General features: G+C 71.0%; 39 protein-coding genes. 5 read left to right on the forward strand and 34 right to left on the reverse strand.

Annotated elements, in window-relative coordinates; genetic code table 11:
* Nucleotides 1–7: 7 nt before the first annotated feature.
* Genes ACH45E_RS26505 through ACH45E_RS26515 form a run of 3 tightly spaced genes read right to left on the reverse strand, consistent with a single transcriptional unit; the run spans nt 8 to nt 1,290 of the window.
* Nucleotides 8–757, reverse strand: coding sequence for a mucin-2 (locus ACH45E_RS26505; protein ID WP_361448584.1), 750 nt, complete (start codon nt 755–757; stop codon nt 8–10).
* A gap of 8 nt (nt 758–765) precedes the next feature.
* Complete coding sequence (locus ACH45E_RS26510; RefSeq protein ID WP_361448581.1) at nt 766–939, reverse strand: hypothetical protein; 174 nt, start codon at nt 937–939, stop codon at nt 766–768.
* 9 nt (nt 940–948) lie between these two features.
* Nucleotides 949–1,290: a hypothetical protein gene (locus tag ACH45E_RS26515; RefSeq protein WP_361448578.1), complete on the reverse strand. Its 342-nt coding sequence runs from the start codon at nt 1,288–1,290 to the stop codon at nt 949–951.
* 100 nt (nt 1,291–1,390) lie between these two features.
* Between ACH45E_RS26515 and ACH45E_RS26520 the strand changes: the two genes are divergently transcribed.
* Together ACH45E_RS26520 and ACH45E_RS26525 are read left to right on the forward strand one after the other, a co-directional pair.
* Entirely contained in the window at nt 1,391–1,639 is a 249-nt protein-coding gene (locus tag ACH45E_RS26520; RefSeq protein WP_361448575.1) for a hypothetical protein, read from the forward strand.
* Entirely contained in the window at nt 1,636–1,899 is a 264-nt protein-coding gene (locus ACH45E_RS26525) for a hypothetical protein (RefSeq protein WP_361448572.1), read from the forward strand. The genes ACH45E_RS26520 and ACH45E_RS26525 overlap by 4 nt, the downstream gene beginning before the upstream one ends.
* A gap of 172 nt (nt 1,900–2,071) precedes the next feature.
* Here the strand turns inward: ACH45E_RS26525 and ACH45E_RS26530 are convergent, their stop codons facing one another.
* On the reverse strand, nt 2,072–2,371 hold the full coding sequence (locus ACH45E_RS26530; protein ID WP_361448569.1) for a hypothetical protein: 300 nt from the start codon (nt 2,369–2,371) through the stop codon (nt 2,072–2,074).
* 133 nt (nt 2,372–2,504) lie between these two features.
* Between ACH45E_RS26530 and ACH45E_RS26535 the strand changes: the two genes are divergently transcribed.
* A complete protein-coding gene (locus ACH45E_RS26535; RefSeq protein WP_361448566.1) occupies nt 2,505–2,696 on the forward strand; it encodes a hypothetical protein in 192 nt (63 codons plus the stop codon).
* Here ACH45E_RS26535 and ACH45E_RS26540 read toward each other — a convergent pair.
* From ACH45E_RS26540 to ACH45E_RS26630, 19 genes are all read right to left on the reverse strand, one after another.
* Nucleotides 2,675–2,848 (reverse strand): hypothetical protein, encoded by a 174-nt coding sequence (locus tag ACH45E_RS26540; RefSeq protein ID WP_361448563.1) that lies wholly within the window; start codon nt 2,846–2,848, stop codon nt 2,675–2,677. The genes ACH45E_RS26535 and ACH45E_RS26540 overlap by 22 nt on opposite strands.
* Nucleotides 2,849–2,960: 112 nt before the next feature.
* Complete coding sequence (locus tag ACH45E_RS26545; RefSeq protein ID WP_361448560.1) at nt 2,961–3,239, reverse strand: hypothetical protein; 279 nt, start codon at nt 3,237–3,239, stop codon at nt 2,961–2,963.
* A gap of 2 nt (nt 3,240–3,241) precedes the next feature.
* The gene (locus tag ACH45E_RS26550; protein ID WP_361448557.1) at nt 3,242–3,472 is read right to left on the reverse strand and encodes a hypothetical protein; all 231 of its coding nucleotides are present in this window, start codon (nt 3,470–3,472) and stop codon (nt 3,242–3,244) included.
* Nucleotides 3,473–3,495: 23 nt separating this feature from the next.
* Nucleotides 3,496–3,648, reverse strand: coding sequence for a hypothetical protein (locus ACH45E_RS26555; RefSeq protein WP_361448554.1), 153 nt, complete (start codon nt 3,646–3,648; stop codon nt 3,496–3,498).
* 17 nt (nt 3,649–3,665) lie between these two features.
* Nucleotides 3,666–3,914 carry a hypothetical protein gene (locus tag ACH45E_RS26560; RefSeq protein WP_361448551.1) on the reverse strand — a complete coding sequence of 83 codons (249 nt, stop codon included), beginning with the start codon at nt 3,912–3,914 and terminating at the stop codon, nt 3,666–3,668.
* A gap of 73 nt (nt 3,915–3,987) precedes the next feature.
* Entirely contained in the window at nt 3,988–4,653 is a 666-nt protein-coding gene (locus ACH45E_RS26565) for a hypothetical protein (RefSeq protein WP_361448548.1), read from the reverse strand.
* 65 nt (nt 4,654–4,718) lie between these two features.
* Complete coding sequence (locus ACH45E_RS26570; protein WP_361448545.1) at nt 4,719–5,123, reverse strand: hypothetical protein; 405 nt, start codon at nt 5,121–5,123, stop codon at nt 4,719–4,721.
* Nucleotides 5,120–5,875, reverse strand: coding sequence for a hypothetical protein (locus ACH45E_RS26575; RefSeq protein ID WP_361448542.1), 756 nt, complete (start codon nt 5,873–5,875; stop codon nt 5,120–5,122). The genes ACH45E_RS26570 and ACH45E_RS26575 overlap by 4 nt, the downstream gene beginning before the upstream one ends.
* On the reverse strand, nt 5,872–6,012 hold the full coding sequence (locus tag ACH45E_RS26580) for a hypothetical protein (RefSeq protein ID WP_361448539.1): 141 nt from the start codon (nt 6,010–6,012) through the stop codon (nt 5,872–5,874). The genes ACH45E_RS26575 and ACH45E_RS26580 overlap by 4 nt, the downstream gene beginning before the upstream one ends.
* Nucleotides 6,012–6,719, reverse strand: coding sequence for a nuclease-related domain-containing protein (locus ACH45E_RS26585; RefSeq protein WP_361448536.1), 708 nt, complete (start codon nt 6,717–6,719; stop codon nt 6,012–6,014). Before ACH45E_RS26585 ends, ACH45E_RS26580 begins: the two co-directional genes overlap by 1 nt.
* Before the next feature lie 2 nt (nt 6,720–6,721).
* Nucleotides 6,722–8,185, reverse strand: coding sequence for a hypothetical protein (locus tag ACH45E_RS26590; RefSeq protein WP_361448533.1), 1,464 nt, complete (start codon nt 8,183–8,185; stop codon nt 6,722–6,724).
* A gap of 162 nt (nt 8,186–8,347) precedes the next feature.
* Complete coding sequence (locus ACH45E_RS26595) at nt 8,348–8,542, reverse strand: hypothetical protein (protein ID WP_361448530.1); 195 nt, start codon at nt 8,540–8,542, stop codon at nt 8,348–8,350.
* Entirely contained in the window at nt 8,542–8,832 is a 291-nt protein-coding gene (locus tag ACH45E_RS26600; protein WP_361448527.1) for a hypothetical protein, read from the reverse strand. Before ACH45E_RS26600 ends, ACH45E_RS26595 begins: the two co-directional genes overlap by 1 nt.
* Nucleotides 8,832–9,032 carry a hypothetical protein gene (locus ACH45E_RS26605; protein WP_361448524.1) on the reverse strand — a complete coding sequence of 67 codons (201 nt, stop codon included), beginning with the start codon at nt 9,030–9,032 and terminating at the stop codon, nt 8,832–8,834. Before ACH45E_RS26605 ends, ACH45E_RS26600 begins: the two co-directional genes overlap by 1 nt.
* Nucleotides 9,029–9,184: a hypothetical protein gene (locus ACH45E_RS26610; RefSeq protein WP_361448521.1), complete on the reverse strand. Its 156-nt coding sequence runs from the start codon at nt 9,182–9,184 to the stop codon at nt 9,029–9,031. The genes ACH45E_RS26605 and ACH45E_RS26610 overlap by 4 nt, the downstream gene beginning before the upstream one ends.
* The gene (locus ACH45E_RS26615; protein ID WP_361448518.1) at nt 9,181–9,561 is read right to left on the reverse strand and encodes a hypothetical protein; all 381 of its coding nucleotides are present in this window, start codon (nt 9,559–9,561) and stop codon (nt 9,181–9,183) included. The genes ACH45E_RS26610 and ACH45E_RS26615 overlap by 4 nt, the downstream gene beginning before the upstream one ends.
* Entirely contained in the window at nt 9,558–9,782 is a 225-nt protein-coding gene (locus ACH45E_RS26620) for a hypothetical protein (RefSeq protein WP_361448515.1), read from the reverse strand. The genes ACH45E_RS26615 and ACH45E_RS26620 overlap by 4 nt, the downstream gene beginning before the upstream one ends.
* On the reverse strand, nt 9,779–10,081 hold the full coding sequence (locus ACH45E_RS26625; RefSeq protein ID WP_361448512.1) for a hypothetical protein: 303 nt from the start codon (nt 10,079–10,081) through the stop codon (nt 9,779–9,781). The genes ACH45E_RS26620 and ACH45E_RS26625 overlap by 4 nt, the downstream gene beginning before the upstream one ends.
* Nucleotides 10,078–10,245 carry a hypothetical protein gene (locus ACH45E_RS26630; protein WP_361448509.1) on the reverse strand — a complete coding sequence of 56 codons (168 nt, stop codon included), beginning with the start codon at nt 10,243–10,245 and terminating at the stop codon, nt 10,078–10,080. Before ACH45E_RS26630 ends, ACH45E_RS26625 begins: the two co-directional genes overlap by 4 nt.
* A gap of 189 nt (nt 10,246–10,434) precedes the next feature.
* Between ACH45E_RS26630 and ACH45E_RS26635 the strand changes: the two genes are divergently transcribed.
* A complete protein-coding gene (locus ACH45E_RS26635; RefSeq protein ID WP_361448506.1) occupies nt 10,435–10,752 on the forward strand; it encodes a helix-turn-helix domain-containing protein in 318 nt (105 codons plus the stop codon).
* 71 nt (nt 10,753–10,823) lie between these two features.
* Nucleotides 10,824–11,354, forward strand: a complete 531-nt coding sequence (locus ACH45E_RS26640; protein ID WP_361448503.1) for a GIY-YIG nuclease family protein — start codon at nt 10,824–10,826, stop codon at nt 11,352–11,354.
* A gap of 565 nt (nt 11,355–11,919) precedes the next feature.
* Here ACH45E_RS26640 and ACH45E_RS26645 read toward each other — a convergent pair.
* The 11 genes from ACH45E_RS26645 to ACH45E_RS26695 form a co-directional block, all read right to left on the reverse strand.
* Nucleotides 11,920–12,741, reverse strand: coding sequence for a hypothetical protein (locus tag ACH45E_RS26645; protein ID WP_361448500.1), 822 nt, complete (start codon nt 12,739–12,741; stop codon nt 11,920–11,922).
* Nucleotides 12,742–12,743: 2 nt separating this feature from the next.
* Complete coding sequence (locus tag ACH45E_RS26650) at nt 12,744–12,914, reverse strand: hypothetical protein (RefSeq protein ID WP_361448497.1); 171 nt, start codon at nt 12,912–12,914, stop codon at nt 12,744–12,746.
* A complete protein-coding gene (locus ACH45E_RS26655) occupies nt 12,911–13,288 on the reverse strand; it encodes a DUF2493 domain-containing protein (RefSeq protein WP_361448494.1) in 378 nt (125 codons plus the stop codon). The genes ACH45E_RS26650 and ACH45E_RS26655 overlap by 4 nt, the downstream gene beginning before the upstream one ends.
* Entirely contained in the window at nt 13,285–13,449 is a 165-nt protein-coding gene (locus ACH45E_RS26660; RefSeq protein WP_361448491.1) for a hypothetical protein, read from the reverse strand. Before ACH45E_RS26660 ends, ACH45E_RS26655 begins: the two co-directional genes overlap by 4 nt.
* Nucleotides 13,446–13,682 (reverse strand): hypothetical protein, encoded by a 237-nt coding sequence (locus tag ACH45E_RS26665; RefSeq protein ID WP_361448488.1) that lies wholly within the window; start codon nt 13,680–13,682, stop codon nt 13,446–13,448. Before ACH45E_RS26665 ends, ACH45E_RS26660 begins: the two co-directional genes overlap by 4 nt.
* A complete protein-coding gene (locus ACH45E_RS26670) occupies nt 13,679–15,307 on the reverse strand; it encodes a hypothetical protein (RefSeq protein ID WP_361448485.1) in 1,629 nt (542 codons plus the stop codon). Before ACH45E_RS26670 ends, ACH45E_RS26665 begins: the two co-directional genes overlap by 4 nt.
* A 69-nt stretch (nt 15,308–15,376) precedes the next feature.
* On the reverse strand, nt 15,377–16,165 hold the full coding sequence (locus ACH45E_RS26675) for a DNA methyltransferase (protein ID WP_361448482.1): 789 nt from the start codon (nt 16,163–16,165) through the stop codon (nt 15,377–15,379).
* Nucleotides 16,162–16,662: a hypothetical protein gene (locus ACH45E_RS26680; protein WP_361448479.1), complete on the reverse strand. Its 501-nt coding sequence runs from the start codon at nt 16,660–16,662 to the stop codon at nt 16,162–16,164. The genes ACH45E_RS26675 and ACH45E_RS26680 overlap by 4 nt, the downstream gene beginning before the upstream one ends.
* 73 nt (nt 16,663–16,735) lie before the next feature.
* Nucleotides 16,736–17,056: a hypothetical protein gene (locus tag ACH45E_RS26685; RefSeq protein ID WP_361448476.1), complete on the reverse strand. Its 321-nt coding sequence runs from the start codon at nt 17,054–17,056 to the stop codon at nt 16,736–16,738.
* A 14-nt stretch (nt 17,057–17,070) separates the two neighbouring features.
* Nucleotides 17,071–17,619 carry a histone-like nucleoid-structuring protein Lsr2 gene (locus tag ACH45E_RS26690; RefSeq protein ID WP_361448473.1) on the reverse strand — a complete coding sequence of 183 codons (549 nt, stop codon included), beginning with the start codon at nt 17,617–17,619 and terminating at the stop codon, nt 17,071–17,073.
* Between the two features lie 10 nt (nt 17,620–17,629).
* A complete protein-coding gene (locus tag ACH45E_RS26695) occupies nt 17,630–17,863 on the reverse strand; it encodes a DUF6011 domain-containing protein (RefSeq protein ID WP_361448470.1) in 234 nt (77 codons plus the stop codon).
* Nucleotides 17,864–17,904: the final 41 nt, after the last annotated feature.

Below are 17,904 nucleotides of genomic sequence, written 5' to 3' on the forward strand. Positions count from 1 at the left end.
TGGCGGGTCAGGCGGCGGTGCGGATGTCGGCGATGAGGGCGGTGGCGTTGTCCGCGTACGGGTCCGGGACGGCGCGGGCGGTTGCGACGGCAGTGTCGACGAACGCCTCGGCGAGTTCGTCGACGTCGCCAATGAGGAACTTCGCCAGCTGGTGGCCGGCGTCCTCGTGGGGCTCGTACGCGCCGTCGGAGGCGAGGAGGAGACGGCAGTCCTCCGGGCCGCGGGTGACGGACTCGATCGCCGGGTGGTTGTGCAGGTTCATCGTCTCCTCGTCGGTCTCGATCGCGCCGAGGCAGGAGGTGATCCGGTTCCGGTTCCCGCCCGGCCTCCCATTGCGGGGCGGCCAGACCCGGCGGAGGTTGTGGTCGGCGGTGAGCCGCTGCACCGTGCCACGGACCAGGACGTAGGCGCGCACGTCGCCGCACCACGCGACGGTCATCGGCCTGTCGGGCGCGGTCACGGCGACCAGCGCGCAGGCTTTGGGCATCTCGTCGCGGGTCCATGGGTCTCGCTGGGCGCGCTGGGCGGCGATGTGGTTGTAGAGGGAGCGCAGGCCGGTCTCGGCGTCACCCTTGCGGGCGGCGATCACGGCGAGGCGGCGGGCCTGCGCGCGGGTCCAGCGGCGTACCGCGTCGTTGGAGCCGATGCCGTCGCAGAGGACGAACGCCTGGGCGCCGGACGGGGCCGTGTAGGTGGCGGTTGCGTCGCACTGGTGACTGCAGTCGCCGATCAGCTGGGCGGTGGCGTAGGTGCGCATCGTGATCCTCAGGCGTTGTTTCGGCTGTCGATTTCGTCGCTGATCCGGTCGGCGTAGTCGGCGTGGAATTCCTTCACACGCTCGCTGCCCGCGTAGTCGTCGGTGGTCAGTAGCAGGCAGGCTTCGCGTTCGTCGCGGAGCCCGTTGGCGGACGTGGCAGCGAGGTTCTCAGAACGGGGCATGGCGGGCTCCTAGGCGGCGAGGGCGAGGCGGGCGGCGGCGACCTTGTAGGCGGGCTTCCGCGGCCGGTAGATGACCGCGATGCGGGCGACGTCGGCCGGCGTGTAGCGGGTGCAGGCGCGGGCCTGGACGTTCTTCGCGTAGCTCACCCCGGCCTGTCCGGTTACGCCAGCCTTGGCCGCGTTGTCGCGGAGGGATCCGGCGACCGAGCGGGCTTCCTTGACGCGGAGGCCGGCGGCGATGCAGTGGGTGGCGAGGGTGGCGGTGCCGTGGCGGCGGATCTTTGCGGCGGCGCGGTGGGTGCGAGCGCGGTCGCGGATGGTGGCGTGGCGGGTGCGGTTAGCGGCGATCATCTTGCGTCCCCTTGCTCGTTTCCGTGTGGCTACACAGTATCGCTAACCGTGTAGCCACACAAGCTATTCGGGTAAGAAACTCTGTGGGAACATGAGCGGCATGTCAGAGGCCACCGACCACACCTTCGTCACCCGCTTCCGCATCCCACGCCGCATGTGGGACGCCTACGGCACCGCGGCCGAACGGCACGGCGTCGACCGCAGTGCTGACCTGGTCGACCACGTGCGCACGTTCATCAAGCAGAACGGCAACGAGCAAGAGCTCGCCGAACTCGCCGCCGCCGAGGAGGAACTGGCAACGCGTCGCGCACGCAAGGGCGGCCGGCCGAGGAAGGGGCAGAGTGCATGAGCGAGAAGCCTGACCGGTACGAGCTGAGGGCGCGCCAACTCCGCATTCTCGCGGGCCTGCACCGTAAGCGTGCCGCCGAGCTGGACATGGCAGCCGAGCGGACGTTGGCCACCCGCACGATGAGGCGCTTCGCTGAGCTCCTCACGGAAGCCGAGGTCTGCCAACTGGCTGAGCATCCGGACTTGGCGGAGCTAAACGTGCAGCTGGAAGGCTTCTACGGCACGGACCCCGAGCGACCGGACGAGGAGCCCACCGCATGACGACGGCCCCGCCCAATCCGGCGGGGCCGCATCATGTCTACGCGGCAGCCGCGCGAGGGAGAACGTCCGCAGCGCCGGGCCGCCTGGGCTCGGCGAGCGGATCCCACGACTGCCGCTGACTGGACGCTACGCCCCAGCGTGCGCGCCTGTCACTACACTTGACCGCCATAGATCACGGCGTCTCGGTGACCGAGTCGAGCATCTTGTTCTCGTCGAAGTCGCCGTTCTCGTCCGTCCAGCCCAGGTGATCCATTGCCGCCTGCATCACGAGCGCGTCGTAGTCGTCCGCGTGCACGTCCTTGCAGGCGTCGGGCTTCCCCTTCTCGTCAGCCTTGTACTGCTCGGCAAGGGCCTTCTGGCAGCCCTTCACCACGTCGTCGTACGACGGCCGGAGCATCAGCCAGACGGCGACGGCAGCGCCGGCGGCGATGACGAATGCGGCGGCGAGGATGGCGAGCTTGCGGTGGCGCATGGTTCCCCCAAGGTGCTTGTGCAGGTAGGCATGATGCGCGCCGGTGCGTCTGGCATGGGGTGTTGTGTCCGTGCTGTGACCCGGATTGGCGAATTCCGGCCCGACATCCCGTACGTCCCGCCACACTCGATCCATGACGATCCGGTACAGCGTCCAGGCGGACACCCGGGACGAGTGCGTCGAGGGCCTGGAGCAGCTCGTGCAGCTCGACCTGGTGCCCGTGATGCTGCCCGTCCAGGTTGGCGGCGACCGGTGGATGGCCCGCGCGGTGCCCCGGCCGGCCGACCGGATCGAGGCGGCCGGTCAAGAGCGTGCCCAGCAGTAGTGCCAGGCGGCGTCCGGGTGCGGGTTGACGCCGAACCAGCGGAGTACGTACCGGGCGCCGTCGAGCTCCTGCTCGTCGGGCGGTACCCCGTCCACGGATTCCACGACGACCTCGCGGCCGTCAGCCGGGCCGCCCTCGACACCGAGTCGCATCTCCACACCGTGATCAACGGCGGCCGGGCGCCGAGGTCACCCCGACGTGCGGCGGCCCCTGCCGCGACGGGGGGTGACACGGCAAGGGCCTGAACGCAGTGTGGCAGACCGGTCAGTAGCCGCGCTCGCGACGGATCTGCTCGTACGCCTCCTCGATCCGCGGATCCGGGGGCTCAGGCGGCGGCAGGATCCCCGCAGCGACGGCCGCGCGAACCCAGCCGCGGGCTTCGGCGATCAGCGCCTCCGGGTTGTCCTTGCCCAGCATCAGCCAGTCCTGCCGGCTGCCGCCCGTCTCCAGCCGCCATCGGGCCTCGGCGAGTTGCCGAATGCGCGGATCGGTGGCGTAGTGCACACGCTCTGCCGCCGCGCGGTCGAGGGTGGTGTCGTCCATAGTCAGTCCTCCTCCGGCCCGCACCGGCACTCATCCGGCGGCGCGCCCTGCCCGATCGCGCACGCGCACACCGGGATCAGAGCGCCAGGCTCGGAGGCCCGCTTCAAGTCCTCCGGCGTGGAACCAGTGCACATGTCGCACTGGCCTTCCTGCCACTCCTCGCCGTCATCGTCGTCGACCAGGTCGTCCTCGTCGTAGTCGACGCCCTCGACGTACCGCTCGTCGTGCCTCATACCGGTCAGTCTCCCTTCTGGGGTCAGTCGTTGTCCGGCGTCTCAGCGACCGTGAGGTTCGGCCGGTACTTCCGGATCCGGCCGATGCGCTCCTGCGCGAAGTCCGGCGCGTTGGTGGTGAACTCGTCGAGGAACGTGCCGTCCTCGTCCTCGACGCGGTAGCGGATGAAGTCCATGAGGACCCCTTCGATGGTCAGCGGCCCCAGCAGTTCGCCAGGACCAGGGCGAGGAGGACGAGCGCGGCAATACCGGCGTGCCGGGGCAGGAGGCCGTCGCCGCGACTCGCGGCGTGGACGCGGTCGATGCGGTCGCCGTCGAGGGGGGCGTGGCCGCCGTGCACGCGGTCGCGGTGCTCCTGCCTGTCAGCTTCCGCGTCCTCGCGCTCGTCGCGTCTGGCTGGCGCCTGGGTGCGGCACTGTGCGCAGGTGTACAGGAACGGCATCAGAGTCTCCAGGCCGGGCGAGGGCTGCTACTACGGGCCCGCTACGCCTTCCTACGATCTGCGACAGTGCAGGTCAGGCGGCTTCTCCGCCATCGCTACACGCCTCTGCTACGGCAGGGGCCTCGGTCGGGGAGCGGGACCGTTCCCATGCTGTCAGATCATCCCGGTGCACCCCCCGGTTCACCTTCCCGCGGGCATCCCGGACGGACGCCCGCAGGGGGATCTCGAGGGCCTCCAACTTGGCCTCCACGTCGGCCCGCGAAGGGGGCTTTTCCCCCGCCGCCTGAGCGGCCCGGGCGAGGGCCTCGGCGAGGGTCTTCAGGTGCACGCCGGGGGCCTCCCCGATCAGCCGCCACAGGAGGCCGGACAGGGGGTCGATGGGGGCCTCCTCGCCGGGCTCGCCGCTCTCCCCCAGGGTGGGGGCTTCGTCGGCCGGTGCCGTGCGCTGGTTACCGAGCTGCTCGATGCGGGCAGAGAGCCTGTCCAGAGGCTCGTGCGGAATGAACAGCCCGACGGCCAGAACGAGGCTGATGACGACCGCCCAGGTCACCCACAGGCTGTAGTAGCCGGCCGCCCACACGGCCACCGCGTGCAGCGTGTACGTTCGGCCGGAGCCGATGCGGTTACTGCACCAGGTGAACCAGCCGCGCACGCCCTGCGCGAGGGCGCCAAGGAGCCCGATCACTTCGGCGGCGTCCCGCTCCTGGCCGTCATCGGCGGCGTCGCCGGGCTCGTCCACAGCGGATTCCTCAAGGTCCGGCTCGGGACCGGGGGCGGACTGTGGCTTGCGGAGGCTGATGAACGTCACTGGAGGCCTACCCGGGCGTTCTCGATGGCGTCGGCGATGTACGACCAGGTGCCGCCGGCGCCGCTGGCGCAGTAGAAGAAGATCAGCGCGGTGTATCCGACCTCCTTGGTGGTCAGCTTCTTGAACAGCATGAAGATGACGACGCAGAGGGTGATGGCGGGCATGGTCAGGCCCTTGAGGAAGCCCTGCGCGAAGTGGATGACGCTGCCTGTGGCGTCCGGGACGATCGTGAACGGGCCGCCGGCGGCCTTGTAGGCGCTGGCGGCGAGCATCGCGACCAGGACGGTGGTCCACCAGCCCAGCGGCTTGATCTTGCCGCCGCCGGGCACGCCGAAGATGAGCAGGCAGGTCAGGGCGGCGGCTAGGCCGACTGGGCCCAGGTCTCCGAAGACGCCGTTCACAGCGGAAGCTCCAGGTGCAGTTCGGTCCAGTCGGTCCCGTACAGGAGGGTGCCGACGACGATGGATGAGATGGGGATGGCCGCCAGCCAGCGGACGGGCAGGCGCCAGCCGCGGAAGGCGCGGTAGCGGAGGACTTCGCAGCCGATCGTGCAGCCGCACCAGAAGATGCCGCTGGCGGTGAGCAGGCCGTTCTGGGCGATCCAGGCCGCGGTGCGGGTCGAGAACTGCACCCAGCCGAGCTTGTATCCGGCTGCGGCTGCGCTGCTGTGCAGGACCAGCCAGCGGATGCGCGGTGGGATGCGGGCGTAGGCGTCGAGGAGGGACATCCGCGGTGCGGGCGCGGCGAGGATCGGGCCGCCGTTCGAGGGGCCGCTGTCGGGGCTGCGCGGGCCGACGGGGATGCGCAGCCGGAGGCGGCGCTTCTTGGGCTGCGCATCTGTATCCGCGCCGTCGGGTTCCTCGGTCGGTTCCGCGTCCGCGTTGGCGGCCTGCGGCTCCTGCTCCTCGTCCTCGTCCTGGCCATCGGGGGTGAGGTCGACGTGGCGGCCGGTCCACCAGGGCGGGATGCGCCGCGGGTCACGGCTACGGCTGGCGGTCTGAGTATCCGGCTCGTCGGCTTCGTCCGGCTGCGGCTGCACGGGGTCGGATGACGCGCCTGCGGTCGGCTGCGGCACGGCTGCTGCCGGGCCGTCGATGAGTGCGATGAGCCGGTCCCGGACGGTCTTCTCGTCGTCGTCCACGGACGCGCTCACCACTGCCACCAGAAGACGACAGCGAACAGTGCGGTCATGGAGCCGATCGCGCGGCACATGTAGCGGGTGTCGAGGGTGGGGTGGTTCCAGCCGGTCAGGGCGGCGAGGACGCCGACGGCGAGGAGGAAGTAGAACATCAGCGTCCTTGCTGGTAGTCGGGCAAGAGCCGGGCCGCCTGCGCGGCCAGGTCGGCGGGTCGGGGGTGGCCGTGGTGGGGGCGGGCGATCCCGGGGAGGGCGTGGGCGGCCTGGTCGGCGTGGATGACGGGGATCCCGTCGACGAGGAGCCGCCCGTCGGGCATCCGGCCGTGCATGACGACGACCGGCACAACGGGCACACCGACGATGCGGGAGACGGCGTCGGACTCGTAGCGGAGGCCGTTCAGCCGGTCGGTGATGTCCCGGGTGCCGTGGAACAGCCGCCTGCCGCGGCCGGTGACCGGCCAGCGCGCCGAGCAGCGTTTCGTGTCGAGGACCAAGACGACACCGGCCGGGCTGATCGCCAGGTGATCCACGTTCGCCCGACTGCCAGGCAGCGCCCGGTCGTGCAGCAGCGTCCAACCCTTCGCGGCGAGCGGGGCGAGGAGGGCCGCGGTACGCCGCTCCCCTTCCGCGCCAGCCTCCGACCGGTCGGCGAGAGCACCGGCCTTGGTGCGGATGCCGAGGAGGGTGGCGAGGCGAACGACCGGGGTGCGCAGCTGGCGGGCCCGGGCAGCTGCGGATGCGCCTGCCCCGATGCGGGGGTTGCGGCTGCGGATACGCCGGGTCATGGTGCGCAGCCACTTCGGGCTGTTGGTGAGGTACAGCCACACGGCGGCAGCCAGGACCATATCCAGCTTCGTCACGGTCAGGCCTCCTTCGCGGGCGGCTGCGCATCCGCATCCGCGGGGTTGTCGAGGGCGTCGGGGAGCTGCGCCTGGATGCGCTGCGCGCGGCGCTGGCCGATGCCGAGGGTGCGCTGCAGGACGCGGAGGGAGACCTTCTTGCCGTCCTCCACTAGCGCGGCGTTGTTCAGGGACTTGGCGCGCTCAAGGAGCTGCGCATCCGCATCCGGTGCGCGCAGCGGCGACACTGGCTGTTTCTTGCCGACCGGGGTGGCCGCGCGCGGGCGTGGTGCATCCGAATCCGGTGTGACCTGCGGTGGCTTCGGCTGCGCGGCTTCCGGATCTGCCGGAGGCCTGTGCTGGACGTCCGGGTGCAGAGGCTGGGCCGGGGCCAGGTCGAGGATCAGCGCCTCGTCGCGTGCGACGTGCTCGATCACGCTCGCAGATGCGTCAGTGCCAATCCGGATCACGGTGTGCGGCTGCGCGACGGCGAGTGCGGATGCGGCTGCGCTGTCGAAGTCGTCGGGCTCCGGCTGCGGTGCGGGCGCCAGCTCGGGCGCGGTCGCGTCTGGGTGCGCATCCCGTACGGTCTGGATTGCGTCCATGGGGTGCATGCGGCGCAGCTCGGCGCCGGTGACCCCGAGCGGGGTGGCGGGGTGCGGCTGCGCCGCGGGGTCGGCGACCCACGGCGACGGGACCTCCATGGTGCGCAGTTGTTCGGCGGTACGGCGGCCGGCCAGGTCTTGGAGCAGTCGGTGGCGGCGGTTGCCGTCGACGGTGGCGCGGGAGCGGGTGACGGCGGCGGCGAGGCGGGCCCTGCCCCACGGGCCGAGGTGGCGGCGGGCGCCGAGGCGGACGGCACGTGAGTGTGCACGGTCGCGGGTGATCTCCTCCGCGGTACGGTCCCGGGTGGCGAGGCCAAGGTAGGACAGGAGCCGCTCGCGCAGCTCGTGGCCGATCTGAGCGGGCAGCCCGCTGGACAGCGCTTCGGGGCGAGTAACGCGGATCTCTAGGCCCATGGCCAGGTGCCAGAGCAGGGCGGCCATGGCCGGGCCGATTGCGCCACGAACCAGACCGGCCCAGAATCCTGACTCCGTGAAGGCTGGGACGAGCTGAATGCTGGTGATGCACCAGACGAGAACGCCGGGGACGCCGGGAGTTCCCGCGCTGTCGTCGGTGGCGGTGGCTTTCTTGTTGGCGCGGGCCATGACAGCGCAAGACAGGAGTGCGATTTCCCCGGCGGCGAACATGAAGAGACGCTCGTTGGGGCTGGTCATGCCGAGGTGGTCCCGGGCGAACCGCCAGGAGGTGTCGCCGGAGTAGCCGGTGCACACCATGGCGCCAATTCCGGCGACGAGCACGTTGCCGCCGGCGCGGCGGACGATCAGGTAGCCGGTGGCGGCCAGTGAGAGGAGCAGTAGGCCGGTGGCGAGGGCGGCCAGCCGCGGCTCGGTGGTGGCCCACCGGGTGAGCTGGTCAGCGTTCACGGTGCTCCTCCGGGAGCGGTAGGGGTCGCGCCCGCGTGGGGGGATGGTCACGCGGGCGCGGCGGTCTGGGTGGGTCAGTGGATGTGGCGGCCGAGGAGGAAGGCAGCGAGGATCAGCGGCCAGGCCATGGCGAGCAGGTAGAGCCAGCGCATGCGGGTCTCCTCAACGGGCTGGGCGGTACCAGCCGCCGCGGCGGTCTTGCGCCCGGTCGCGGTCTTCCCACGCCTGGCCTTGGGCGGCGGCGCGGCGGGCTCCGCTGGTCTTCGCGCGGCGGAACCGGCCGACCGAACCGGTGACGGACACCCCCGCGGCGGGGTAACTACGGGTGGCCTGTGTGTCGCGGCGGAAGAGGCCCATCAGGTGCCGCCTCCGTACGACCGGTATCGGGCGGCTTCGGTGCGGGCCGCGTCGATGGCTTCCTGGCGGGGGATGCGGTCGATGCCGTTGCCTTGCCAGCCGCAGTAGGCCTCGATCAGGCTGTGCGCCTCGTCGTAGAGGTCAGCTTCGGTGGTCTGCCGCTCGGGGACGTGGGCGTGCGGGTTGCCGAAGACGGCTTGCCGTACGGCCTGGTCGGGGTTGAGGTTCGGGTGGGCGTCCATGATCGTGGCGGCGTTCTCGAGGACGCCAGCGACAGCAGCGAAGTCCATCAGTGGTCTCCTGCGAGGGTGCGAAGCCGGGTGGCGTATTCGGAGTGGTGCGCGCCGGCCGGGTTGGGGAGGAGGGTGAGCCAGTCCCCGGGGAGGCCGAGGGCGCGGGCCTTGCCGCGGATGGTGGGCAGGTCGACGGGCCGGTTCGGCTGGGTGTCGAGCTGGTCCGCGAGGGCGGCGAGCACGGTGGGGATGGTCACTGGTGGCCTCCGGGCTCGTTGCCGCGTACGCACTGCCGGATCTCGTGGTCCTCGCGTCGGGCCACGGCGGCCTCGTAGTCCTGGCGTGCGCGGCGGAGGAGTTCGGCGAGTTGGGCGTTCTGGTCGGTGTCGACCGGTGTGGGCTCGTTCACTGGACGTCACCCCCAGCCGTCGGTTCGTCGGCGTCGCGGACGGTCAGCGTCCCGGTGACGGTGTGCATGGCGTCGACGGCGAGGGCGAGCCGGCGGGCGTGCGCGAGGACGGTGTCGAGGCTGCCGCGCAGCTCAGTGACCCGGTCGACGGGTTCGCCGTCGGCGACGGTCAGCTGGCCGCGCTGCTGGGCGACGGTCACCGGGCGCATGGCCTGTTCGAGGGCCTGCGGGAGGATCCGCGTCAGGTAGGCGAGTTCGCCGAGGGCCTCGTACGTGTCGGCGGGGTTCTGCCAGTCCTCACCGGTTTTGACGGTGGCGTGGTTGAACTGGCGCAGCTGCGCGGCGGCCTCGGCCGCGAGGCGGTAGGGCTCGCTCATGCCACACCCGCGATCTGCCTCAGGCGGGCCGCGTAGGCGCCGCGCGTCGTCGGTTCGGTGATGCGCGGCAGGAGGTCGAGGAAGCTGCGGTCGCCGCCGGTGAGGGTGTTCGCGATGGCGACACGCTCATCGGTGGTGAGCTGGGAGTCGGCCGGGCGCTCGGGGTCGTGGTCGAGGATGTCGGCCATCGTGATCAGGCGGTGGCGGAGAGGCTCGTTCACCGGGCCACCCCCGGCTTCGGGAGGGCGCGGCACATCTCGGCGTGGGCCTGGGCCCACTTGTGCGCCTCGCGGTCGGCCTTGTCGCGGTTCGCGAAGTACACGGGCTCACGGCTGCCGTGGCTGTAGTAGTAGTCCCTGATGGCGTGGTCCTCGTGGCTGCCGCAGCCGAGGCACTTGGAGCGGGTGGCGGAGTCCAGTTGCATCAGGTCGACGGTGGCGCCAGCGACGGTGGCGTAGCGCGCGATGACCTTGCTGGGCCACGGCTCGGCGAACACGCTGGGCGCGGTCGGCTGGTTCATCGGGCACCGCCGGCCTGCCGCGGGAACGGGTTGGCGGCGAGGTGCTTGGTGAGCTCGCGGCCGGCCTTCGCCTGCGCGGGGTGCCGGAGGGTGCCGCACAGGTTGCAGTCGCGGGCCGTGTGGGGGCTGGGCTGCGGCTCGGGCGGGTCGGTACGGTTGGCCATCAGGGCCTGCCTTTTCGTGAAGGTTGAGGTGGGCCTGGCCCCGACCGGCAGGGTGAGAGCTCCGGTCGGGGCCGTTGTGCGTTGCAGGCGCGGGCTTCCGCTCGAGCCTGTATGGTGACCATACACCAGTTGTGCGGTCACCATACAGCCTCTGGGGGAAAGCCCGCCTGGATTGAGGAAGGTGCGGGCGTGTCAGACGACGAGGAGGTGCAGCGAGTGTTCGACGCTCTCGACGAGGTGGAACGCATCGCCGACCCAGAGGCGCGGTCGCGTGCTCAGGCCCTGATCACCGCGAAGACGAGGGAGCGGAGTACCAGGTGGAACGCTGAGCGGGGCGAACTGGCCCGTCAGCTCGAGGCCGAGGGTGAAACCGTGCGCGGGATCGCGAAGCGTCTGGGCGTGAAGCCGAGCACAGTGCAAGACCTGCTGCGTGGCTATAGGGGCTCGGGCAAGGACCGGCCGCCCGCCGAGGAGCGGAACGCGACAGACAAGCCGTCTGAGGAATGAGAGAAGCCCGAGCGGTGTGAGAGACCGCCCGGGCTGTGAAGCGCCGAACCCCTTGCAAGGAAGGCACTGCCTTGACTGTATCGAACTGGCTGGAGCAGCATCGGCAGGAGAACCCGCGCTGGTACGAGCCTGCCGCCGTGTACCGGCTGTGGGACGCTGACGGGAACCTGCTCTACATCGGGTCTGCATTCAACCCGGACCACCGCTGCAAGAGCCATCAGAAGAAGCCGTGGTGGTCCGAAGTCGCGCGCCGCACGGAAGAGTGGCACCCGAGCCGTGGAGCGGCGTACGCCGAGGAACTGAAGGCGATCGCGGTCGAGCGATCGAAGTACAACGACATGGGTACGCCCGGGTATCGGACGCCACAGACCGAGAAGATCAAGCAGCGGAACGCGCTGGCTCGCACACGCTCGCTCCTGATCAGCGAAGGCTACAGCGTCAAGGCGGCCATTCGTGAGGCGGCCCGAGAAGCGGGGTACTCCCACGACGAAGCCGACCGGATGGCGACGCTGGCAGAGATCGAGTTCCTGGAGCACACAGGGTTGTTCGCTGCCTCAGTGAAGCGCCGGCGCGAGATGCTCGCGAGGGCTGGCCGCGCGTAGAGCAGAGTCCCCCGAACGCAGCAGCGCCCTCGTCGTCTACTTCGGCGAGGGCGCTTTGTGCTGTAGCACGCCTCCCGTCGGCAGCAGCGTTGCGGCGGGCGGCACGACCAGGATCACACGCCCGTCAAGCCGGACCCGAACCCGTCCTGGAATCCCCTCACTGGAGGGGTTGCGGTTTGGTGTCGGCGTAGGCGTCTGCTGCAATGGGACTGCGACCCCTCGGAAACGGGAACTCGCAGATGGGCCGGGCCTGGAGGGTGGCTCCCTCCGATGGGTCCGGCCCTTCGTGTGTGGGGCGGCGGCCGTCACCGCCAGGTGTCCCGGCAGGGTGCCGGGGATCGTTGCCGCCCCGTTCAGGATGCCAGATCGCGGGCGCCCGTCCAGTTCCTAGTTCTGGTCGGGCGCCCGGGTGGTGGCGGTCGCGCCTGCACGCCTACAGGCCATCGCCGCTGGCGCCCCGCGAGAGGAGGAGCGGCAGGTGCCCGCCCGGCTGTAGTCCGGACCTCCCCGGGTGCTGTGGTTTCCCACGGCAGACGAGCGGGCTGGGTTCAGGATGCCATGGCTGTCAGGCCGGGCGCTGGGTCTGGTCCGTCAGTTCGTCGAGTTGTTCGCGCCAGCGTGCGATGCGGTCGCCGGTGATGTGCCCGCCGTGGAGGATCTCCCGGGCGAGTACGAGCAGCTCGTCCCGCTGCCGGGCGAGGCCGGTCGCTTCGGTCGCTGCCGTGGTCGGCGCGGTGTGGTCTTTGGCGACGTGCCGGTCTCGGGCGCGTTGCGCGGACTGCTCGCTGGTGTGGTCGAGGGAGAGCCAGCCGTCGCAGGTGTCGGTGCCCCAGCAGCGGAACGCCCACTTCTGGCTGCCGTCGTCGGCGCGGTAGGGCTGGACGACGAGGGACGCGTCAGGTTCGAACGGCCCCACGCTGATCTCGGCGCGGAGTTCGGTCAGCGGCCGGTTACCCGGGGGTGGCCCTTCGAGGTCCCACCTGTCGGCGAGCGTGTTCATGCGCTGGCGGAGGCGGTCGCGTTGGGCTGCGATGGCGGCGGCTTGCTGGTGGGCTACGTCGCGCTCGGCCTCTGCCTGGTCGGCGCGGTGCCGCTGCTGCTCCCAGTCGGCCACGGTGGGTGCTGCGTCACCGCGTCCGCAGTCGGGGCAGTAGCCGCGCGCGACCTGCCTGAGCGCGGCCAAGGCGTCCAGTTCGGGCTTCAGTTCGGCGAGCACGGCGCCGGCGAACATCTCCGGGCTGCCCTCCACCACCGCGAGCTTCCCGTGGTGCCAGACGAACGGCTGGATCCGTTCCTTGGCGCATTCCTCCTCGGTCTGGCCGCAGTTGCCGGTGCAGGCGGCTGCCCGAATCGCGTCGGCTGCACGCTGGTGCAGGTCTTCGGTCATCGCTACTTCCTCCGTGCTGCGCGTTTGAGGGCGCGTCGGGTGGCCCGGTTGGGCGGTGCAGGGTCGGGTGCGTCGTCGTCAACGAGCTGCTCGGTGCGGACGACGGTGGTCTGCCAGTGGGCGCCCGGCCGGGGCGTGTGCTCGCCGCGGGGCGTGGACGATAGACCGGTCATGCGGTGAACCTCCGGACGGGGATGCCGGCTTGCTCGGCAAGGCGTGCGGTGTGGCTGGCGCCGCGGGAGCCGTCCTTGATGAAAGCGAGGCAGACATCGGCGCCGAGGTTGACCATGCGGGCGTTGCGGATGAACCCGGCCCGCCTGCCGTTGATCACCCAGTTCGCGGGGTGGGCTTCGATGACGGCGCCGTACCCGCGCGCCCATTCGTGGGCCATGTAGTCGGCGCCTGTGGGGCAGGCTCCGTGGACGATGACGACTTCGCGGTCGGCTGAGAGTTCGCGGACTGCCTCGGCGAGCGCGCTGTAGACGGTCTGCTGGTCGGTCCAGTCGCGGCTGCCGGTGACGAGGATCCGGTATGGGCGTTCGGTCATGGCTGCTCCTGGGTGCCGTTGATGGTGCGGGCCACGGCGAGGGCGTGGCGGGCGACGAGGTCCTGCCAGTCGGGGTGGGTGTGATCGCGGAGGACGAGCCAGCAGGCCATGGCATCGACCAGCTGGTGGAAGCTGTACTGGAATCGGGCGCGGGTGTTCATGCGGCCTCGTCGTAGTCGTACGGTTCGGTGTGCGCCCAGGACGGGACGGGCCGCCGGCGGGGCTCGGGGCGAGCGGTGCGGCGTACGGCCCGGGCGGTGGGCGCGATGAGCGGGGCGAGGCAGAAGCCGACCACGCACAGCACGAACGCGGCTGCGGCGGCGAGGGTTTCGACGGCGGTGATAGCCCGGTCGATGATGAGGACGAACAGGGTGGCGGCATCGTGGATGATCACGGGCGGGGCTCCTCGCTGTCGGCTGCCGCAGGCAGCTGCTCGCCGTGGTGGCCGCAGCCGCAGAGCTCGACCGGGCACTTGCAGACCCACGCCTCGGGTGCGGATTGCTGCTGTGCGGCTGCCTGCTGCCGTTGCTGGAGTGTGTAGGCCGTCGTTCCGGGCCGGGCGTCGGTGACGTCTTCGTCGTCAGCGATGTGGACGGCAGCGCGCGCTCGTTCGATCGCCGCTTCGGCCTGCTCCACCCGCTCGAAGTGCTTCAGGTGCCGGACGCTGCCGAGGATGTCCACGCCGCACGCCTTGCCGATCACACGGAGGCTGGAGTGCGGGATGTACGTGCCGCGCTCGCTGACCTCCCACTGGCCGACAGCGCGACGGTAGGCGGCCAGTTCGGACTCCAGCGCTTGGGCGCGCCGGTTGAGGCGCTGGTTGGTGGCGCGCGCCATGGTCAGCTCGGCGGCCGCCTCGGTAACGTCCTGCTGTTGTGTCCCGGTGTCGTGCGCCTCGCCAGCCAGACGGCGCTCCCGGTCGGCCATGACGCTGAGCTGGTCGGCGGCGAACTGCGTGCCAGGGTCTGTGTCCATGCCGCGCACCGCTTCGGCAGCCTCGGCGAACGCTTCAGCCCGGACGGCGGCCCGGCTCGTCGGCGGGGACACCACGGCAGGAGCGGCGGCGGTCGCGTGGCGCAGCTCGTCGAGCGCGACACGCATCTCGTCGCCGAGTCGGTGCAGCGCGTCGAAGGCTTCGGACTTCAGCGGCACGCCGTCGTCGTCGAGACCGCGGTCGTAGGCCCACTTGCGGCGGTGGGCTTCGGCGGCGAAGCGGAGGAGTAGCGCCTCAGCCTTGGCGGCTCGGTTCATCTGCGGGGGCTTGTCGTCGGCTCGTGTGGGCTGCCCGGCAGGCACAGCAGCGCGGGCCACAGCAGCAGCGACGGCGGCGATGTTCCGCGGGTCGTCGACGGTGAGGCTCATGCAGTCGTCGGTGCCGCACTGCTTCCACACGGCGTGGGCGATGGCCTCCGTCAGCGGGTCACCGTCGGCCCACACGGCGGCGGTTGGGTCGGTCGGCGGGGACACTGCGGCAGACGCGGCCTTCAACACGTGGGGCGTGATCACGCGCCCGTCGGCGCCCTGCAAGCTCTGCCCTCGCTGGAGGAACCAGACATCGCTGTAGCCGAGCGTCCCGCCCTGGCAGTCCAGTTGCGGCGGGCACGCACGGTCGGCGTCCACGAGGTTGATGCAGAGGCAGCGGTGCCAGCGCTTCGGACCGTGGTCGACGACGCCGTCACACTCGACTCCCGGTCGGTGAGCAGCGTGCTGGCAGGTGGGGCAGACAGGCTCGTCGGCGGGCGCGTCGTTCCGGTGCACGATCGCGCGGGCCGCAGCAGCAGCCTTCAGCGGGTCACCGAGCGCGGGCTCGATCAGGCGGGCCAGTTGCGGCACGGTGTAGCTGTCGTAGCCGATCGACGGGTAGCCGTCCTCCGGGTCCGTGTAGACCCGGGACATGCTGACGGTCGGTTCAGGCGGCGCGGCGTGCTCGCACAGACCCCACGCCAGGGTGTGCTTCTGCTTGATGCGGCATTCCCGGTAGCAGCCGTCGAAGTCGGCGGTCGGGTCGGTGTGGTTCACGGTGTCTCCAGGGGTGAGAAGATTCGGTGGCCGGCCGCCCCGATAGCCGCGGGGCGGCCGCGCTCGTGGTCATGCGGCGGCGATCTGTTCCGCGATCCGCTCAGCGGCCTGCACCCGCTGCACGGCAAGCTCAGCGTCAGCACGGTTGATCTCGACGAGGAAGCAGCGGCGGCCTTCGAGGACGGCGGCCACGCCGGTGGAACCGGAGCCGGCGCACGGGTCGACGACCAGATCGCCGCGCACGGTGGACGACTCGACGAGGTCGGCCATCAGCGGGACGGGCTTTTCGTTCGAGTGGCGGGCGCGTCCTCGGCCGGGCCGCTGGTAGCGGAGTACCGATCCGCGGCGCAGGCGGGCCGACAGGTTCCCGGCGCCCGACATCCGGTCGCTGCGCCGTTTGACGTGGACGCCGAAGGTGATCGGCTCGTGGCCCGGCCCCCAGGGGACGGTGAGGTCGCCGCTGCCGATGTCGGTCTTGTCCCACACCAGGACCGCTGTCCCCCCGAGGCGCAGCGGACCGGAGAGGGTCTCGGGCTGGTAGCCGAACACGTACACGTGTCGGGAGGGGGCGAGGCCTCCGTTGAAGGTGCCTTCCGGGCCTACCCACTGGCCGAGGATGGCGGGCCAGTCGATGGTGCCGTCGTCTCCGGGGATCTCGGTGAAGGTGCTGGAGCGGCCGGAGTTGTAGCGCATGCCGTAGGGCGGGTCGGTGCACAGCAGGCCGTACCAGTCTGGGACGGAGGCGATGATCTGGGGGTCGCGGCAATCGCCCCAGATGATGGTGGCGCGGTCGGTGTGGTGGAGAATCTGCCCGCCGGCGGGCGGAATTAGGGGCATGTCGAGCATTTCGGTGCTCACTGGCCACCGTCCTCGTTCGCGGCGGGCACCACAGCCGGGACAGCGGCGGGCTCGATGCGGGCGCGGCCCCGGTCGTAGTGCGGCACCGGGTCCGGGACGGGCAGCAGGACGCGCGAGTGCGGGTCGACCTCGTTGCCGTCACGGTCGTAGTAGGTCGGCGCGTCCATCTCGTGCTCGGCCCGCCACTCGGCAAGGTCGAACGGCGACAGATCCTCCGGAACCGCCTCGTCGTACCAGTTCTCTTCGATGCCAGCCTCTTCGAGCAGGTCGTGGCTCATCTCGCTGACGATGTGCTCGGTGGCGGCCTCCACGCGGTAGGCCTCGGCCTGCGGCACGTGGTCGAACGCCTCGCGCATTTCGTCGAGCAGGGCCACGAACTTCGTCTGCCAGGCGTCGGGCATCGACTGCAGCAGCGTCCGCGGGAGGACGAGGTAGTTGGCGTAGGACAGGCCGAAGTGGGTGTGGATCGCGTCGGTTTCGATCTCGGGCTGGTTCACGGGTGCTCCTGGGGTGGTTGGGGTGGTGGCCGCCCGCGCGGTGGGTTGCGGGCGGCCGTGGGTATCGGGCGGTTCACGGGGTGAGCGCCCGGGCGAGCGCGAGGGCGTGCGGCGAGACGGTGTCCTGCCAGTACGGGTGGGCGGTGGTGGCCATGCGGCGGGCTTCGGCGCGCAGCCAGCGGGCGAGTTCGAGGACGGCGGTCGGCGGGATGGCGCCGACCAGTTCGGAGCAGATGCCGCCCATGCCGTTGGTGAAGCCGTCCCGCCAGGCGGTGGCCTTGTCGTAGCCGGACCAGTAGTCCTTGGCGTCGAGGTCGTGCTGCGCCTTCTTGGCGAGTGCTTCGAGCAGGTCGGCCGCGGCGGTCAGCTCGTCGGCGGGCGTGGGTTCGGACATGGCGGTCTCCGGGGTCACGAGGCGGCCGTGCCGGTGTCGGCGCGCCAGGCATCGACGACTTTCTTCGGGATCCGGCCGCGGTCCGGGCAGGCGACGCCCTTGCCCCGAGCCCAGGCGCGGACCACGGCGGCGTCGTACGACGGCGACGACCGCTTGGCCTTCGGCTTGACGGGGGCGAGTTCGCCCTTCCGGGCGCGGAGTTCGGCGAGGCGCTGCTCCAGCTGCTGCTCCTCGGTGGCCAGGGCGGCGAGTTCGCGGTCGCTGGTGTACCGCTGGCGCAGGCCGTGGAGCGCGATCCGGGCGCGGGCGGCCTGGTCCTGCACGGCGGGGTCTTCGTGGTCGTCGCCCCACTTCAGGAGCTTGCCGACGGGCAGCTGCTCGGGCTGCTCTTCGACGGCCGGCGGCCGGATGGTGACGAGCGGGGCTGGGCGGATGGCGGGTTCGGGTGCGGCGGTCATGGTTGGTCCTTCGTCGGGGAGGTGGAGGCAGTTAGCGCGGGCGGCTTCGGGGCCGCCCTGGTGGTCGATCTCGTCGAGGAGGCGACGGAGGGCGGCGATCGTCACGGCACGCTCCTCACACGCTCCAAAGGGCCATCTGGTCGTCGAGCGGGAGTTCGTCTTGGCCGGGCATCGGCTCGGTGCTGGTGGCTGGACGGGGCGGGGTTGGCTGGCGCCAGGCGTGCGGCGGTCGGCCGTGGAGTTTCCGCCAGCAGACGGGACCCGTCCTCCGGGCAATCGATTCCGGGTCCCGAAGAGTCCGCCCGCACACGCAGATGACGGGCTCCTCCTCGTCGCGGCGTGCTTCCATTTTCCCATCTTTCAGGTGGAGTTATGCGGGTATTGCTGGCT

The sequence above is a fragment of the Streptomyces sp. NPDC020299 genome, assembly GCF_044387825.1.
In the GTDB taxonomy this organism is placed as follows: domain Bacteria; phylum Actinomycetota; class Actinomycetes; order Streptomycetales; family Streptomycetaceae; genus Streptomyces.